7 protein-coding genes are annotated in these 20,485 nt (G+C 38.7%); 1 reads left to right on the top strand and 6 read right to left on the bottom strand.

What is annotated here, in order from left to right:
* Nucleotides 1-2: 2 nt before the first annotated feature.
* Complete coding sequence (locus tag KFE94_16120) at nt 3-1,433, bottom strand: B12-binding domain-containing radical SAM protein (protein UTW66157.1); 1,431 nt, start codon at nt 1,431-1,433, stop codon at nt 3-5.
* Nucleotides 1,434-1,555: 122 nt separating this feature from the next.
* Complete coding sequence (locus tag KFE94_16115) at nt 1,556-3,061, bottom strand: DEAD/DEAH box helicase (GenBank protein UTW66156.1); 1,506 nt, start codon at nt 3,059-3,061, stop codon at nt 1,556-1,558.
* A gap of 278 nt (nt 3,062-3,339) precedes the next feature.
* Here KFE94_16115 and KFE94_16110 point away from each other — a divergent pair, with 278 nt between their 5' ends.
* Nucleotides 3,340-4,716 (top strand): tryptophanase, encoded by a 1,377-nt coding sequence (locus tag KFE94_16110; GenBank protein UTW68301.1) that lies wholly within the window; start codon nt 3,340-3,342, stop codon nt 4,714-4,716.
* Nucleotides 4,717-5,199: 483 nt separating this feature from the next.
* Here the strand turns inward: KFE94_16110 and KFE94_16105 are convergent, their stop codons facing one another.
* The 4 genes from KFE94_16105 to KFE94_16090 form a co-directional block, all read right to left on the bottom strand.
* Nucleotides 5,200-11,166: an HYR domain-containing protein gene (locus tag KFE94_16105; GenBank protein UTW66155.1), complete on the bottom strand. Its 5,967-nt coding sequence runs from the start codon at nt 11,164-11,166 to the stop codon at nt 5,200-5,202.
* 120 nt (nt 11,167-11,286) lie between these two features.
* Nucleotides 11,287-15,222: a response regulator gene (locus KFE94_16100; GenBank protein ID UTW66154.1), complete on the bottom strand. Its 3,936-nt coding sequence runs from the start codon at nt 15,220-15,222 to the stop codon at nt 11,287-11,289.
* A gap of 453 nt (nt 15,223-15,675) precedes the next feature.
* Nucleotides 15,676-15,996, bottom strand: a complete 321-nt coding sequence (trxA, locus tag KFE94_16095; protein ID UTW66153.1) for a thioredoxin — start codon at nt 15,994-15,996, stop codon at nt 15,676-15,678.
* 443 nt (nt 15,997-16,439) lie between these two features.
* On the bottom strand, nt 16,440-20,450 hold the full coding sequence (locus tag KFE94_16090; GenBank protein ID UTW66152.1) for a T9SS type A sorting domain-containing protein: 4,011 nt from the start codon (nt 20,448-20,450) through the stop codon (nt 16,440-16,442).
* Nucleotides 20,451-20,485: the final 35 nt, after the last annotated feature.

The following is a 20,485-nucleotide window of genomic DNA, read 5'->3' as shown; positions in this document are numbered from 1 at the left end:
GTTTACTGCTTAGTTAATACGTGTTTATAGTTTTTAAACGCAAACATTAAAGTAGACCAAAAACTTCTTTTCTCACTTCTAATGTAGACATGAAAATAAATCAAGCCAAACCAGGCCTGAAACAGTAGATTTGGCGGTAGTTTAATCAATTGCTTCACCACAGGATACGTCCATGGCCATAAAACTGCAGTTTGAAAAAACTTCTGCAGATTTTGCATCTCTCGAATATTCGGAATTTCCAATTTACTTTCCGTAAAGAAAGACTTGGTTAATTTTTCGTAATCAAATGTCGGGCTTAAATAGCCTTTGGCAAACGCATAATCCGTTAACTCAGTTCCCGGAAAAGGAGAAAACAAAGAACACCACGGATAATCTGCTTTTATTTTGATATTTAATTCCAAAGTGGAAAAAGCATCCGCCAGGGTTTCGTCTGGCAATCCAAGTATATTATATGTTCTGAATTTGATTCCTGCCTTGTGTAACAATTCCGCTGCTTTTACGATTTGCGTATCAGTGAGCTGCTTTTTTAAAATCTGATTTCTTAAATCTTCATTTCCTGATTCTATTCCAAAAAACACAGATTTACAACCAGCTTCTGCAAGTTTAAATGCATAAGCTTCATCAGCTGCAACCAAATCGGCCCGTACCAAACAAATAAACTCTAGTCCGACTTCACGTTTATAGATTTCCAAAAACTCATACAACCAGCTGCGACTCATCCCAAAAACATCATCTGCAAAATAGATAACTTTCACATCGGTGTTTTGCACTAATTCCTTACACTCTGCAATCACCTCATCCATTTCGCGAATTCGGACGTATTTCCCCTTTCCTTTGTATAAGTCGCGCATGGCATCTTCAAAACAAAAGCTACAATGAAAGGGACATCCGCGGGAGGTTATCACATTACGAACTGATCTATCTAATCGAGAATCTAATTGACCATACAAAAACCGATCTGGAAAAGGATAATCATCCATTCGTTTTGCCAGATTTCTCAAAGGATTATGTTGTACCTGATTATCTGAATCGATATAAGATAAATTGGAAACTTCCGTAAAGGACTCCTGAAGATCTAAACGATTCATAATCTCCACCATCGTCTCCTCTCCTTCACCCTTTACAATATAATCGACCCCTTCTTCTTTTATAAAGTCTCTAAAAAAAGTAGGATGGGCTCCGCCAAAAATGTTCTTTACACTATACTTCGTCTTGATTTCACGCGCCATTTGCAAAGCCCAATTATGACTTCCACTCATGATGGAAAAGCCTACCAGATCGGGTTTAAACGCCTGAATTTCGCGCTCAAAATCTGCCAGCTTATGTCCAATAAGCATTTTGCAATCATGACCATTTTGCTTCAAAATGGAGGATATATACATCGGGCCTAAAAACTCGTAATCCAAATTTTGAAGAAATAGTAATCTAGCCATGTAAGCGTAAAACTAATTATCTAAAATAATTTCGCGCGCTTTTCCTCTACTTTTCTTAATGGAAATTTACTCTAATACTAAAGTAAAATGAAGTGTTAAGTGGATAATATTTTGAAAATCATTTAGAATCGCGAACGGATACTCGCTTCCAACTTTCTGGAATAATCTTCTGTTAACCATTTTAAATAGTTTACAGTACTATTACAAATACAATATGAGTATTTCTTAATACGTGCATCTATGTCATCTTTCAAGAATCTTGTTAGATATAGCGCATCAAATAAATCCTCACTATTCTCCACACAAATTTGAGTTTGTTGCTCAATTGATCTTTCCAAAGCTACCTTCGGTCTTAAACACTCATGAATGGCTTGTTTGTATGCGGCCTCAATATCGAAATGTACTTCTTTAGATTTACTAAAGTGTTTTCTCAACTCTTCCGGCATTTCATAAACGAAATTCCTTTGAATCTCCTCATCATTCATGATATTATTCAAATAATGAAGTGGTGATCTAAAAATTCGTTGCCAGTCAATATCTGCGCCCCATAAACCAAAACGCGCCACATTATTCCCCAAATCAATCACCTGAAACTCATTCTTTCCAGGAATGATACGCGAACCACGACCAATCATTTGATAATATAATGTCAAAGATTTTGTCGCTCTGTTCAAAATAATGGTTTCTACCGTAGGTTCATCAAAACCTGTAGTCAAAATCCCTACCGAAGTTAAAACCGCATTTGGAGTCACTTTAAACCAGTGAATGATATCCTTACGTTCCTGACCGGTATATGTATTATCTAAATGTCTTACATCATAACCTGCATGTTTGAACGTTTCTAAAACATGCTTTGAAGTTTGAATACCGTTATTGAAAATCAAAGTCTTTTTACCTAAAGACTTTTCTTCATAGATATTCAATAATTTCTCTTGCATGATAAAATTGCCATACAAGCGCTCAGAGGAAGCCACAGTATAGTCACCATTCGCACCTACTTTCAGAGAACTTAAATTCACTTGTAAAGTAGTCGTGACTGCATTTGCCAGGTAACGATTCTTAATCAGAGAAGCAATACTTTCACCAACGATCAACTGATCATAGTTATCTTTCATTGGTAACTTCATATTTGAACTTAAAGGTGTAGCAGTCACCCCAAGAATAGAAGCGTTTTCAAAGTATTTAAATAATTTTCTAAACGAGTTGTAGTGCGCCTCATCGATAATTACCAAACCAATATTATCTACATTGGTTTCATTATCACGTAGACGGTTGTTTAGTGTTTCCACCATCGCTACAAACGAAACGTAATCTTCTTCAAATGGAATATGTTTTACCTTACTATCGAAAATCATATTCTTCACATCAAAATCCGTTAACATTTTGGATGTTTGATTACAAAGCTCGATTCTATGCGTAAGGATTAAAACTTTCTTTTTATGCTCCTCGATAAATCTTTTGGCAATTTCCGAAAAAATAACCGTCTTCCCTCCTCCTGTTGGTAATTGATACAGCAAATTAAAGCCATCTTCCTCATCATTTAACTTCCCAATAATTTGGTCAATAGCCTGTTGTTGATACGGATATAATTGTTTTACTGCTTTTTCCTCAATTAGATTTACCGACATAATTTGATTGCTTTTTCCCTGAAAATTTCGCAAAAATAACCATTTCTTAATGTATTTAATAGTCTATTCGATAGGAATGTATTGATTTATTTCAGTGACTTTTCCATATTCTCATTCATTCGTTAACCACCATTTTATAGACCTTTAATTTTAAAACACTTACCACAGGCACACCATTTAAAAACACTCATGCATATCACCTCTTGCCCTGACGGAAATCATTTAAATCACAATAGTGTTCGCGTAGTTTCGCACAAAACAAAAATTAGACTATGGCTATAAAAACGATCATTGAACCTTTTAAAATCAAAATGGTTGAACCTATTCGCATGAGTTCCGAAGAAGAAAGAAAAGAATATTTGGAAATAGCGCATAATAACCCGTTTTTGTTAAAGTCTGAAAACGTTATCATTGACCTCCTTACTGACAGTGGAACATCAGCGATGAGTGCAAAACAATGGGCTGGAGTGATGGAAGGTGATGAATCTTATGCAGGTTCTCACTCCTGGTTAAAAATGGAAAGCGAAATTCAGGAACAAACCGGATGCAAATATGTACTTCCAACCCATCAGGGACGTGCCGGAGAACGAATATTATATGGACACCTGGGAAGTCCGGGCAAAGTATTTATTAGTAATACGCATTTTGATACCACAAGAGCTAATATTGAATTTTCGGGCTCAACCGCATATGATATACCTATTGAAGAAGGTAAAGACCCGTCCTTAGAACACCCATTTAAAGGGAATATGGATGTCGCCAAATTGGAAGAACTTATCCTACAACACAAACCAGAAAATATCGGAGCAGTCATCCTTACCGTTACTAATAACAGTGGTGGTGGTCAACCTGTGAGTATGGCAAATGCTAAATCGGTAGGTGAAGTCTGTAAAAAATATGATGTTCTATTTGTACTGGATTCATGTAGAATAGCTGAAAATGCCTATTTCATTAAACATAGAGAGGAAGGTTTTGAAAATCACACCTATAAAGATATTGCCAAAGAAATGTATCGTTTAACCGATGGTTCGGTAATGAGCTTGAAGAAAGACGGACTGGTAAATATGGGAGGTTTTATCGCATTGAAAGATCCTGAACTGGCTGAAGCGTGCAAAAACTTATTGATTATTACGGAAGGCTTTGCTACTTACGGAGGTTTATCAGGAAGAGATATGGAAGCCATTGCTCAAGGGTTAAAAGAAGTTTTCAGACCGGACTACTTACAGTACCGCATTAAAAGCACTGGTTTTTTAGGGGATAATCTTCATAAAATGGGAGTGCCAATTATGCGTCCAACCGGTGGTCACGCGGTTTATATTGATGCCAAAGCGTTTTACTCACATATTCCGGTAGATCAATATCCGGGACAAGCTCTGGTTTTAGATCTTTATAAAAAAGGTGGAATTCGTGCGGTTGAGATTGGTTCCGTCATGTTTGGTAAATACGATTCTGACGGTAAACTTATTCCTTCACCAATGGAATTGGTTCGCTTGGCCATGCCAAGACGAGTATATACACAAAGTCATGTAGAATATATCTTAGAGGTATTCCAGGAATTGATTAAAGAAAAAGATCAGGCTAAAGGAATACGAATTACCAAAGAACCCAAATTCTTACGTCACTTTACGGCTCACTTTGAAGTGATTAATGATTAATTACATATTTCTTTTCTATTTAGATTTAACCATCTGTTTACCTCAAAAGCGCTCCAAACGGAGTGCTTTTTTTATGCCTTTATTTCGCATTTCATTGTAGCATTCTCCCCTATTTAAATTCATCGATTTTTTTCACAAATCAAAAACGCATTTTCACCAACTCGATTTCGTGTTTAACAAAACCTCTCATTTTAAGCTTTCATGATGCCATACATTTGAATCGTGAAATAAAAAACACAACATAACTCATAAAAACTCTTTTATTAACACGCTCAAATAACCTGTACTTAAACCACAATAATAGCTTCGGGAAACTCTTCCCGAAGCTTTGCAAATTCTTCTTCTACAATCTACTTACGTGTACCACCACAGTACACTCCCTTACCGTATGTTTTGTTAGTTTTGGTTCGTTTATATTCCAAAACAAAAAAGGCATCCAATTGGATGCCTTTTCTTTGTGCTAGTAATTAATCAAACTCTACCTTACTGAATTACTAACCTCATAATCTCTTGTTGCGCTCCGTGAACCATTCGTATGAAATAGACTCCTCTTGCCAAATGCTGCACATCAAATTGAACCTGATTTTGCATGTCGGCCGGATTTAGAATTTGTTTTTCAACCAACTTACCATTCATTGAAAGTAAGCTCATTTCCATTTCACCGGAGATATTTCCTTCTACTTCTACTCTAACTACATCATGTGCTGGATTTGGATAAACACTAATTTTTGCAGCTTCTAAACTTGGGACATCCAAAATGAAATCAACAAATACCGTATCTGATCCTTTACATCCATTTCCATCTGTAACCGTAACGCTTACATTTCCCATGTTTGTTAAGTCTACTACATACGTTTGAGAAGTAGATGATAAATCACTCCATAGATAAGAGCTAAATCCTGCTCCTGCATCTAATGTGTATTCCGTTGTAATACCATCAATCCAAACAATAGAAGTATCCTGCCCCAGGTCTACCAGTACCGGGTCAAATACAGTAAAGGTGACCATATCATCCGATAAACAACCATTACTATCTGTAGCAGTTACCGCATATGAATATGTTCCTCCACTTAATGCATTTGCATCCACAAGAATATCTGTTGTGGTCTCTGTAGTATTCCATACATAGCTTACAAATCCAGATGAAGCTATCAAAGTATCCACTTCATAAGCACATAAATCATTCGCTCCTGAAATCGTTACACCTGTGGCAACAAAAACATTTACATTTATAGTATCTATACCTTCACAGCCATCTGTGTTTGTTACAGTTACCGAATAATCCATTGCACCTGCTACAGCTGAATTCACATTCAATGTAGCATTTGTTGAATTATCACTCCATACGTAAGAATGGAATCCGGCACCCGGATCAAGTGTTAAACTTCCTCCAAAACAAATTGAAGTATCGTTACCTAAATTAATCACGATTGGAGCTGGCTCTGTAATACTTACCATAGAAGTATCTGAACAACCATTCGCATCGGTTACAGTTACTTCATAAGTTCCCATCGTCAATCCAGAGATCACAGATGTTGTGGCCATATTATCCCATACATATGAATATGCTGTGGTTCCTCCGGTTACCTGAACAGAAGCGCCTCCATCAGCACCATTATAGCAGGTCACATTTGAATCAATAACTGCATTCGCTACCAATACAGCAGGTTCGGTCACTACTCCCGTGTTCGTTGATGTACAACCGTTTGCATCTGTCACGGTTACAGTATATGATCCTGCCGATACTCCGGTAATTGAAGCAGTAATAGCACTGTTGTTCCAATCGTAAGTATACGTTCCCGTTCCTCCCGTTGCAGAAGCAGTAGCTCCACCGTCCAATAAACCATTACAAGTTACATTACTATCAATTACAGTACTTGCTACTAATAATGTAGGTTCCGTTACCGTACCATTACTTACAGAAGTACATCCATTTGCATCCGTTACCGTTACAGTATAAGTCCCTGCCACCACTCCTGTAATTGAAGCTGTAGTCGCTGAATTATTCCAGTCAAATGAATAAGTCGTTGTTCCACCTGCGGCAGATGCAGTTAAACCTCCGTTCGCAAAACCATTACAGGTCACGTTACTATCTACAACAACATTTGAGGTTAAAACAGATGGCTCTGTAATTGTTGTTGAACTGGATGATGTACAACCATTTGCATCAGTTACCGTTACAGTATACGTTCCTGCGGCAACACCTGTGATAGTAGCAGTCGTTGCACCGTTACTCCATATATATGAATAAGCAACCGTACCACCAATAGCTGAAGCCGTTGCACCTCCATTTGATAAACCATTACAAGTGACATTACTATCTACGGCAATACTTGAAGTCAATACCATCGGCTCTGTTACTGTTCCGAAAGCAGAACCTGAACATCCATTCGCATCAGTAATTGCCACTGAATAACTTCCAGCTGCCAAACCTGTAATGGATGCCGTAGTTGCTCCGGTTCCCCATCCATAAGAATAGGCTCCGGTTCCTCCAGATACAGATACGGTCACTCCTCCGTCTGATAATCCATTACAGCTTACATTGCTATCTACCACTATCGATGCAGTAATGGATGCAGGTTCTGTAATTATTGATGAATTCGTTGATGTACATCCATTCGCATCCGTTACAGTTACGGTATATGATCCTGCCGCTACTCCTGTAATAGACATTGTTGTAGCGCCATTATTCCAGACATAGGTATATGTTCCAGTTCCTCCGGTGGCGGATGCACTTGCTCCTCCATTTAAATACCCATTACAGGTTACATTACTATCTACCACTGTGCTGGCCACTAATACAGCTGGCTCTGTTACAATTCCATTGCTCACTGAAGTACACCCATTTGCATCAGTAACTGTTACTGAGTAAGACCCTGCCACTACTCCGGTAATTGAAGCGTTAGTTGCCCCATTACTCCATGCGTAAGTATAAGGCGAAGTTCCACCGGTTGCAGACACTGTTGCACCACCGTTTGAAAATCCATTACATGTCACATTACTATCTACCGTTACACTTGATGTCAATATTGCTGGCTCTGTTACTGTACCTGAAGTAAAATCTGAACATCCATTCGCATCGGTAATCACAACCGAATAATTTCCTGCTGCTAAACCAATGATTGAAGCCGTAGACGCTCCAATTCCCCATCCATAAGTATAGGCTCCGGTTCCTCCTGTAGCTGAAACAGTCAAACCTCCATCAGACAATCCATTACAACTTACATTGCTATCTACAGCGATAGAAGCTATAACTGAAGCCGGTTCTGTTACCTCACCATTATTTATTGCAGTACAACCATTCGCATCAGTAACCGTTACTGTATATGTTCCTGCCACTACTCCGGTAATTGAAGCTGAAGTTGCCCCATTACTCCATGCATATGAATAAGCTCCAGTTCCCCCGGAAGCTGAAGCCGAAACACCTCCATCAGAGGAACCATTACAAGAAGAATTAGAATCAACAACAGTAGCTGCAACAAGAGCAGCAGGCTCGGTAATGATCACTGAGCTTGTCGCGGTGCATCCATTCGCATCGGTGATCGTTACATGATATGATCCTGCAACCACACCTGTGATTGAAGCAGTTGTCGCCCCATTACTCCACGCATATGAATAGGCAACTGTACCACCTGTAGCTGAAGCCGTTGCACCTCCATCAGAATACCCGTTACATGTAGTATTACTATCTACAACTGTTGCGGCAACCAGTACTGCAGGTTCTGTAATTGTAGATGATGACGTAGCAGTCAATCCATTATCATCAGTCATGGTAACCGCATATGTTCCAGCAACTAAACTGGATATGGTTGCTGTTGTTCCACCATTACTCCATAAATAACTATAAGGTGGTGTTCCATTGGTTGATGAAACTGTTAAACTTCCATCTGAAAAACCATTACAACTTGCATTGGTTTGAGCTGATATACTGGATGAGAACGGGCTAATTACTGTTTGATTTACTGTACAAGTGGCCGTATTCCCGGAACCATCAGTTGCAATCAACGTAATAGTTGTGGTTCCTAGTCCTAAAGTTGCTCCTGATGCCGGACTTTGTGTTATCGCTGGTGAACCCGTACAATTATCAGTAGCAGTTACTCCTCCCGTTAAATCCGGTGTTGAAGCTTGATTTAGATTATTTGCAACAATTGTAGTTGGCGTGGATGCACAAACTGTAATCGTTGGTGCGGTATCATCTACCACTGTTTGATTCACTGTACACGTGGCAGTATTTCCTGAACCATCTGTTGCAGTTAATGTAATGGTAGTCGTTCCTAATCCTAAAGTCGCTCCTGATGCCGGACTTTGGGTAATGACTGGTGAACTTGTACAATTATCTGTGGCCGTTACTCCACCTGTTAAATCCGGGGCGGTTCCCTGACAAAAGCCATTGGCCGAAATATTACTTGTAGACGCACATACCGTAATTGTTGGTGCCGTATTATCTATCACCGTTTGGTTTACCGTACAAGTCGCAGTATTTCCTGATCCATCAGTCGCGGTTAATGTAATAGTAGTCGTCCCTAGTCCTAAGGTTGCACCTGACGCAGGACTTTGCGTAATTGTGGGTGAACTCGTACAATTATCTGTGGCAGTTACTCCACCAGTTAAATCCGGTGCAGTACCCGTACATGAATTACTTGCCATAATATTACTTGGTGTAGATGCACATACCGTAATTACTGGAGCTGTATCATCTACCACCGTTTGATTCACCGTACACGTGGCGGTATTTCCTGAACCATCTGTTGCGGTTAACGTAATAGTAGTCGTTCCTAAACCTAATGTGGCACCTGATGCCGGACTTTGGGTAATCGTTGGTGAACCCGTGCAATTATCTGTGGCAGTTACTGATCCCGTTAAATCTGGGGCACTTCCCTGACAAAAACTATTCGCAGAAATATTACTTGGTGTTGATGCACATACCGTAATTGTTGGCGCGGTATTATCTATTACAGTTTGATTTACTGTACAAGTCGCAGTATTTCCTGAACCATCAGTCGCGGTTAATGTAATGGTAGTCGTTCCTAAACCTAATGTGGCACCTGATGCCGGACTTTGGGTAATCGTTGGTGAACTCGTACAATTATCTGTAGCAGTTACTGAACCTGTTAAATCTGGTGCACTTCCCTGACAAAAACTATTCGCAGAAATGTTACTCGGTGTTGATGCACATACTGTAATCGTTGGAGCTGTATCATCTACCACCGTTTGATTTACTGTACAGGTTGCTGTGTTTCCTGAACCATCAGTCGCGGTTAATGTAATGGTAGTCGTTCCTAAACCTAATGTGGCACCTGATGCCGGACTTTGTGTAATTGTTGGTGAACCCGTGCAATTATCTGTGGCAGTTACTGACCCCGTTAAATCTGGTGCACTTCCCTGACAGAAACTATTGGCCGAAATATTACTCGGTGTTGATGCACATATGGTAATTACAGGAGCTGTATTATCTACTACGGTTTGATTTACTGTACATGTGGCGGTATTCCCCACCGCATCAGTGGCGATTAAAGTAATGGTTGTAGTACCTAAGCCTAAAATCGCTCCTGCAGCAGGGCTTTGAGTAATTGCTGGTGGACCACAATTATCTGTGGCGGTTACTCCACCCGTTAAATCTGGTGCACTTCCCTGACAAGAACCGTTTGCTGTAATATTGCCAGGTGTAGATGCACATACTGTGATCGTTGGAGCGGTTACATCCTGAACAGTAACTGTCTTTGAATTTGTTGATGTTATTGAAAATCCGGAAGTTGTAGAAACCGTTACAGTATATGTTCCAGCTCCCAACCCTGTTATTGAAGCTGTTGTATCACCATTACTCCAGGAATAAGAAAAAGGTCCAGCATATCCGGTTGGATTTACTGTTAAGCCTCCATTCGTAAGACCGCCACAGGTTACACTACTATCAATTGTAATTGGTATTTCCAAATTAGGATATACCCGAACGGCATATTCTTCAACCTGCCCGAAATCAATATTCTCGCAGGGACCACTAATACCATTATCGAAAAAATCGGATAATACCCTCATTCTTATCAAAGTATCAATTACTGATGTTACCGGAGCTGTAATTGATCCGGTATGCGATATTTTTTTATCACTACTAAAAGCCAACTCTCCAGCATCATTAAAGTCACCATCATTATTCCAATCGATATACACCTTAACGTCTTCCTGATTATGAGTAAAATTAGTTACGGTAATAGACTTGGGTACTCCCTGTACAATTGTGGTTTGTTTGGTAGCAGTAAAGTCATGAATAAGTGGATCTCCCTGCCCCGGAACACTAGTTGAATTATCTATTGTACCAAAAATTACTCTTTTTATACCTAGCTGAAAGAAAGCCTGGTGCCCAGTAAATGATGGATTACAAAATGGCGCTGTGAGTTGTGAAAATAAAATGGTCGGCCAAATAGCGACCAAAAGAACGAGAATAGACTTTTTCATTTCTGAAATATTGTTTGTTAAATTTATCTATTAACAAATATGCATGTAGCCTAAGACCGGGTTATTGAACTATTTCGTTAAGTCGTTGAACTATATCGTAAACAACTAAATAAAAGAAGGTTAAATCAAATCTGAAGGCGTAATTTGATACGTTTTTTTAAATACACGATTAAAGTAAGACACACTATTGAAACCACATGCATATGCGATTTCAGAGATAGAACCTCTATTTTTCTCAATTAGATTTTTGGCCATATCCAATCGTTGAAGTCTTAGATATACCTGCGGAGTCATTCCGTAATGCTCTTTAACCGTACGCTGAAATTTAGACAAACTCATGGCAAAATCTCCCAGACTTTCGTTAAAGCTATACTCCGGATGGGTCAGTTTTGAATGTACCAGATTTTCAAATTGTTTTTCAAAATCAGACTTACCGTCACTTTCAAAATCGGAAGTACTTAGTTCTTGTTCTATTCTTCGTCTTAACTTCTTACGATTTTCTATAATCCCATTGACTCTGGCTGAAAGCTCATTGGCATTAAATGGTTTAGCCATATATCCATCTGCACCTTCATCCCATCCTTGGACCTTTATCTTTTCAGACCCTCTGGCGGTAAGTAATAACACTGGAATGTAATCTGTTTTTGAATTCGACTTTAATTCGCTTAACATTTCCAATCCGTCTTTTTGAGGCATGTTTACATCCGAAATGATCACGTCCGGGTTTATATTCAGGGCTTTTGCCAATCCTTCTTCCCCATTCTCAGCCTCTTCAATTCTATAATTCGGCTTCAATGATCTCTTGATAAAAGTTCGAATATCACTGTGATCATCCACGACTAAAACGACTTTCTTTTGATCATCTAATTCTGTTTCTTCCAATTCTCCATTTACATTGATGATAGTCTGACTCAAAGTCAATTCCTTTGGAATCTCTGTTGGGACTTCTAAATCATCCAATCTAAAAAACGGAATTCGACATACAAATTCTGCTCCTCCATATAATCCAGATTTTCCCACTTTGATTTCGCCATCTAATAATTGGATAAACTCTTTTACAAGCGCCAATCCAATCCCGGTACCCGCAGTATTTCCATTTTCCTGAGAACCTTTGGTATAGTAACGATCAAAAATATACGGGAGATCATCCTCATCAATCCCTTTACCACTATCGGATACGGTAATCAGTAAATCATCACCAATTTCTCCCAGACTCAAATCAATCACTCCTTTGGGTGGGGTAAACTTAATGGCATTCGTCAATAAATTCTTAATGATCTTTTCTACAAAGTCTATATCTGTTAACCCTTTTACACGTTGTAAGCGCACATAGGACTCAAAGTTGATTTCTTTCTGTTGGATCCAGGAATCTACTGAGGAAATGACCTTTTGCATTAAATCGATGATATCTACGGGCTCTTCTTGTTTCTTTAAGTATCCATCTTCCGATCGTGCAATATCCAACAACTGGGAAATCAGGTCGGTCAGGTAATTGGCTTGCTTTTTTACCAGGCCTAAATCTTCTCTAACTTCTGATTCCAGATTTACCTCATCAGAATCCAACAAGGCCTCTACAGGCCCTTTGATGAGAGTTAACGGAGTTTTTAATTCGTGAGAAATGCTTTGAAAGAAATCGGCTTTTGCCATACTCATCTTTTGAATCTCTACAGACTGTTCTTCTACCTTCTGCAAAGCTTCCTCGGTCAGTTTCTTTTCATTTTCTAAATCAATAGTACGCTCGGAAACTATTCTTTTTAATTCCACTTCTCTCCTCTCTGCATTGATGTTTTGCCACGCATAGGTTCCGAATATAACCAGCAGGATAAACGCACCTAAAATCCATCTAAACGCTGTGGTTTCATAAAAATACGGCTCAATGGTTATTTCCTGAGCCGCATATGTATGGCTCAAAATTCCCTGGCTATTTCTTGCTCTTACCTTAAATGTATAAGTTCCCGGTTTCAACTTTTTATAGACAGCATTTCTGTTTCTGCCTATAGTACTCCATTCCTGCTCGTAACCTTCTAAGTAATATTCAAAAGTGATCAGTTCGGGAGCAAAAAATGTAGGCGCAGTATAGGCAAATTCCACATCTCTATATTCTGCTGGCACCACTATTTTATCTGTCGATTCTATAAGAGTATTACCATAAGAAATGGCACTAATCAATACATTAGATAATGTATCATGTCCCTGGAGTTTCTCCGGATTAAAAACGGCCACCCCTTTCATTGTTGGATATAACAATGTCCCATCGCCAAACTGAATGCTAGACGATTGGAACCCACCATTTGTCTCTGAATGCCCCATTCCGTGGGATTTATTGAAAACCTGACATTGTACTTTATCCAATTCACCTCGGGCCACCTGAATTAGATCTTGCCTCTTCGCTCTAAATACCCCGGAATTACAGCTCATCCATAAATAACCCAATTGATCTTCACGAATGGTAGAAATTAGATTATCGAAAAGCCCCAGACTTTTATCTATAGTTACAAACTGTCCATCTAAATTCACTATAATCCCACTCCCATACGAACCTAACCACATGACACCCTCTGAATCAAAAAACACATCCCTAATCGTGTTTGAAGGTAAGCCATTGTTTTCGTCTAAACTCGTAACTTCTTTATCACGAATCATTCGAATACCATTGCCCTGGGTAGAAACGTACATATCTCCATTTGGAGACAATGTGAATTTTGTAATTCTGTCATGATCTATATGATCCGGAATAATATTACTCCATTCGTTATCCTTAAATTGAAAAACACCTCCCTGATCAGAACCGATTAAAAGCCTATCGTAAACGGTGTCATAAATCATAGCCAAAATCACCTTGCTACCTCCGCCCCAATCATCAATACGTGTAAATACGTCTGTTTTATTGGTATTTACATAAAAGATTCCATTGCCAAATGTACCACCCCATAACTCTCCATTAGCATTAGATGCCAATGACCAAATATCCGCTGTGATGTTATGTCGCTCATCATAAGACTTAAGCGTTTGTGTAGCTGTGTCTAATGAAAAGAAGCCGCCATTATTAGTCGCCATCCACAATCTTCCCTGATCATCCGGATGAATGGCTAAAAAAATCTTTTGGCCTAATTCGGTTTCATGCGCCAGTACATTCACCTGGTTTTGATAAAACTCGATTAATCCCCCTCCATTTAAACCTACCCAAATGTTTCCAGATCGATCTTCATAAATACATGAAATTTCTCCATTTGGCACACCATCTTCTCGCCCCCATTTCAACGACCATTCGGATGTTTTACAATGCAATTCATTTCCTTTACCTCCATACCAGAATGTGCCATTATTGCTTATACAAAACTGCTGAGATAAAAAGCCAATTTGATGATCAAATAAATATTCTGCTTTTAATGCTGTTTTATTGATTCGGTAAAAACCATCCTGATTTCCGAAATACAATTCCTGATCTTTCCCTATGTCTATAGCAAATCCATCTTCTTCGTGAAAACTATTCTCAATATAAACAGGTTCCGTTCTAAGATCCTTTTGTAAAAACACTCCTTTGGATGAAACAATCCAGATATCACCATTTGCATCAATAATCGCTTGTTCCAGAAGTTCTCCATCCAACACTTTACTTTGATGAAATTCTATCTCATCTCCAGATATCGCAGCAACTCCCTTTCCCTGAATCAAAACGCCTACCCGATCACCATATTGGAAGATACTGGTGATCCCAACACCCGGAAATCCATTTTCCAGATTATAATGTTTGACTTTACCATTTTTATAGCGATATAGTCCATTGTTCTCCGAACCGATCCAGATATATCCATCTTGATCTTCAAACAAACTAATCACACGCTCATACATCAATTGAGGGTGTTTGATATGCTCAAAAGTTAATCCGTCAAATCTGGCAATTCCACCAAATGTACCTATCCATAAGTAACCATCGGAAGATTGCATAATCGTATTTACAGAACTCTGAGGTAATTGATCCTCGGTATTCCAGTTATGCAGACTATATGTGTTTAATAAATGATTTTGATTAGATGCATTTCCAATGAAATACACAAGGCAAAAAAGGGTCAAAACCAACCATTTTCTAAATCCGGATATGTTAGTATTCAAATGTTCCAATGGCCTCAACATTGTTACAAGGGATCAAACAAATATATCATTTGATTCCAGAGGGATTAACTAAAAGTAAACTAAAATCACTGATTAGAATTATTTGAGATTCACAAATAACGAAATATACTTCACAAAGCCGAATCGCCTCTTTACTAACTCAAACATTCGTTTAACAAAACCTCCCAATTTAAGTGGTTTTCGCCCCATACATTTGATCTCGGATAGGAAATAAAGTTCATAAACACTTAACCTGATTACTTAAAACTAAAAAGGCATCGAGATAGCATCTCGGTGCTTTTTATCTTTTAGACCACATCTTTCATTAAAATATAGCGCATAAAAAAAGGCTTTGGAAATTTCCAAAGCCTTTTTAATATTATAAACAGATGTTTATTAGTTCATCAAAGCAGTTAATTTACCTTCGATTACATCTTTAGAAGTTGCACCAACTTGTTTGTCAACAACCTCTCCATTTTTTACGTATAAAATTGTAGGAATATTTCTAATTCCAAATTTCATTGCAGCTTGAGGATTTTCATCCACATTTACTTTACCCACAACCGCTTTATCGCCTTGCTCATTTGCAATCTCTTCTACTAAAGGTCCAATTAATCTACAAGGACCACACCATTCAGCCCAAAAATCTAGTAAAACTGGTTTATCACTGTTCATTACCATTTCCTCGAAGTTTGCGTCTGTGATTTCTACTGCCATAATCTTATATTTTGTATTTAACGTATCAATTTTAAAAACCGGGACAAATTTAATGTAACGGATTCATTATTTCTGCAAATATGGAGACAATTACATTGTGATCAAAACATAAAAAACTAATAGTCTCATAAAATTTGACTATGTCTCCACCCAATTCAATTACCCACTTTTAGGTATTGTACGCTTTTGCAATGTCTCATTAATTTGCCACATGGTCATGATTCATCGTAAAGCATCGAAAGATTTGCGTGTTCACGTTCTTGGATTTCAACAAAAATCCCAAAAACGTAAGTCTAAATGTTGTGACAAGATTAACAAAAAGGGCAAGTACTGTAAAAGATGTCCTTTACTTCCAATAATGGCATAATGTTATACTCTTAATAATCTCAATAAAAAAGCCGGTTGATATCAACCGGCTTTTTTTATATCTCATTTCAAAGTATTTACATCTTGACAATTCTTACAATTTGTGAATTTGTTTCGTTACTCACTTTAACAAAATATACTCCTGATGAATAGTTTGATAAGTCTAACTCTGTGATTTGCTCAATCGCAGAAGTTTTATACATCTGTTTACCTGAGCTGTTCGTGATTACGATGGTTAACGCATCATTATTTCCACGATCAATTTTCAACACATCTACTACAGGATTTGGATATAACATCACGCCCAATCCATTTTCTAACTCTTCAACCCCTACTATGGTCACATCAGTACATGCAGAAGTAGATGTACAACTTCCGGCACTAATACTCACGCCATATGTTCCGCTAACCGTAGGTGTGTATGATTGACTGGTCGCACCTGATATTGGTGAATTACCATTGTTACAATCGAACCATTGATAGGTATATGCTCCCGAAGCATTTGCGGTTAAAGTAGTTCCATTTAAAGTCACCCCATTTCCTGGTGTTGGCAACACATGAATTGTATCGGTAGAAATTCCGGTACATCCATTTAAATTGGTATAATATACTGTTAAACTCCAGCTACCTGCACCCAATACGGACGGATCGAATTTCCCATTACTTCCAAATGGTTGGATATCCAGCGTATCATTTGGATTTAGTGGACTAATTGGTGTTTGCACATAACCCGTTCCATTACCAAATAACCATGGATTTACATTAATAACAGCATTTGTTGATGCATCGCAAAAACTCAAACTATTCGGGAACGTTGGATAATCTGTTTTAATTACATTCACTATCATATCTTCTGAACTTCCACAGCTACCATTCGGACCAGAAATGCTTAAAGTTACTGTATAACTTCCTTGCGGAACTCCCATAGCATCAAACACACCGGAAGCAGAAATATATCCATTCACATCTGACCATACTGCGGTTACCGGACCGGAACCTTGATTTGGACCATTAGATAATACATAATTACTCCCCAGATTTACAGATGCATCCTGACATACATTGATTTGATTTTGGCTAAATGTAAAGCTATAAGGCTCTATAACTTTAATGTCCATTGTATCCACACTTAAACATGGCTGTGAAATGGTATACGTAACCGGATAATACCCTGCGGTCAGTCCTGTCGCATCAAATACGCCATTTACAGAATCTGTGATTTGTGCTCCACCCCAATTTCCTCCGGGAGTTGCCGCAGTTAAATTCACAGTTCCGCTTCCTTCACATATTTCCACATAGGTAATTGCGGTATTACTCAATGGCAATACCTGAATCAACATAGTCGAATCATTCGCACATAAAGTTGGAGAAGAAATACTATATGTAATTGGCCAGGTTCCTGCGCCTGCTAATGACGGATCAAAAACACCCGAAGATGTAACTCCACTACCTGTAAATACTCCTCCGGCTACATTTGGCGCCAAAGTAATCGGTGCTTCATTCACACAAATTGGATCATCAAAATTAAACCCTGCATCGAATTGACTTACCACATCCACAAAATGGGTAATGGTATCTGAACATCCTCCCAGCGTATCACTAATCACTACCTGATATGTAGTTGATGTACCTGGTGCCGCTGTAGGATTAGATATGGTTGTTCCGGATAATCCTGCTGAAGGTGTCCATGTATAAGAGAATGCAGCTGGATTTGCACCTGAGCAGAAATTAAACTTGGTATTCGGTCTATACGTACTCAATTTCGCATCCCCAGTCCCTGTTCCGATCGGTGGATAGTATTGAGAAACCCCCTGTACATTATCTGCGAAATATAATACGCGAGAAGATGTGACTGCCGTAAATCTGGTTTGCGCATTGGAATTGAAAAATGCGCTGGTATTTTCAAATGATACTTCTACCACTAAATTTGATGTACCATCCCATAAATATGATACTGGTAAATTATGATGATTCCAACCGGTGGTCATCGTATGTGTAGTAGGACCTACGACTTCCTGAAGTCCGGTGATCCAACCATTGGTTAAATCAGATTGAGACGTACATCCCATTTTAATTCTGAAGTTATTCGTGGTAACATTACTACTCACTGCATTATTGTAAAATGAAATGGTATTAATAGCACCTCCTAAAGTCATTCCCAACGCCTGAAGTTCTGATGCTGTATAAATAATTTGATGCTTAGCTCCGGAACTACTGATACCGTAAACTGCAGGATAATTATTCACAGAATTGGTAGTCGTTGCGGTACCGATATCACCATTTTGAACAGTTCCCAAACAACCATTATTGGAAGTTCCACAAGTGGTAATATCCACATCACCTAAATGGACTTCTAACTGCGTGGATTGCCCAGAACATAAAACGGTATCACCAGTAACATATGAATTACTTGGAAATGGAGCCGATAGTCCCACAGTAACATCGCCCGTTTTCGAACAGCCATCACTTGAGGTCATGGTCAGAAAGTATGTTGTATTTTGAGATGGAGAAGCGATCGGATTGGCTATGGTATCATTACTTAATCCTGTAGACGGTGTCCAATGATATGTATATGTAAACGATGGCTGTGTCGTTGTCACATTTAAAGGATATGATGCAATTGAACACAAGACAGAATCACCCGGCATAGTGATATCAAAATTTGGTGCGACCGTGATTGTCACTGTATCAGTTACCTGACATAACCCTACCCCGGTTGATGCCACTTGATAAACGGTTGTTGTTTGCGGAGAAACCGATGGAGACTCACAATTAAAACAAGTCATATTATAAGTGCTGGAACCAACTACAGTATCTATTGGTGAACCGGATATGACCGACCAGGTATAATTAAATCCACCCGAAGTGGTCAAATCAATCCATTGCGAACCCGCACAAATAGTATCATCTTGAATGGTGGCCACTCCCTTATTCACAATTATTGTATATGTACCATAGTTCTCGCCTATTATCGGACAATTATCATCTGAACCGACCACCACAAAAATCACTCTATTCAGTGCGTTTGGTCCCGGTGTCCAATCCACATGCATAGTAGCCGGATTTCCTGCCGTCATTGTAATATTGGCATTTGGAAGTATAGTTCCTAAATTAGAGGCTAAAGTCACTGTATCTGTCGCATTCGCATCGGTAAATACAATATCAAAAGTTAAATTATTACCTCCACAAACACCTAATGTTTTAGAATTTATCACAGAAGCATTTCCGGTCACATTTGAAATTCCCGGAACGGTTGGTTGGCTATTCGCGCCACAGTTTACAACGATAATTTGAAAATCGACCATATTGGAACCTTTAAATGTTCCTGTTCCATATTCGTACTCCGATATTTGAATTGCCATAGCAAAGTATCCTACTATAGTTGGTGTAAAACTCAATTCTCCGGTAGCTGAATTCAAAGTGATTCCGGATATTGGTGCAGATGCTGAATATCCCACATTATAATTCACACTAGTAGCTGCTGCTGTATATGGACTTACTAACGTATACACTAAACTATCCCCATCCGGCTCGGTAGCTCCCAGATTATAATATGCCTGCTGATTGATACAGAAATATGGATTTGGTCTTGAAGTAAATGTTGGCGTACTATTACATTGTCCATTGTCATTGTTCAAATCAGCACTGAGATAGATACCCTGCTGCCCTACCAAATTCACTGAACTATTTCGACAACATGTAGAATAGGATATGACCCAGTCATTGCATGGAGTCAAAACCACCATACCGGTATAGGTATGTAGCATTAACCCGGGATTGGAACCTCCATTACATGAAGAGGTAGACATACTGGTTGGACATAATTGAGATACTTCTACTCCTGCACCTCCTCCAGCTTGATTTAAAACCGCACTCAAAGAACCACAGGTACTTGCAAAATTGGCCGTTAACGTAGCAGGTGCAGCAATACCAGAACAGTTTCTGTATAATCGAATCGTGACTAAAAAAGAATCCTGTCCCACACAGGTATAACTAATGTCCTGCCCCGCAATGTGCGTTGCTTTAGAAATGTTCCAAGTAAATAATAGACATATAACTAGGATTGTTGATTTGTAAATTGACTTCATAGGATTTAAATAAATATATTGATCGGTGTAAATTG

This window comes from bacterium SCSIO 12643 (assembly GCA_024398135.1).
In the GTDB taxonomy this organism is placed as follows: Bacteria; Bacteroidota; Bacteroidia; order Flavobacteriales_G; family Salibacteraceae; genus CAJXZP01.
This window is presented reverse-complemented; position numbering and strand designations above follow the sequence as displayed.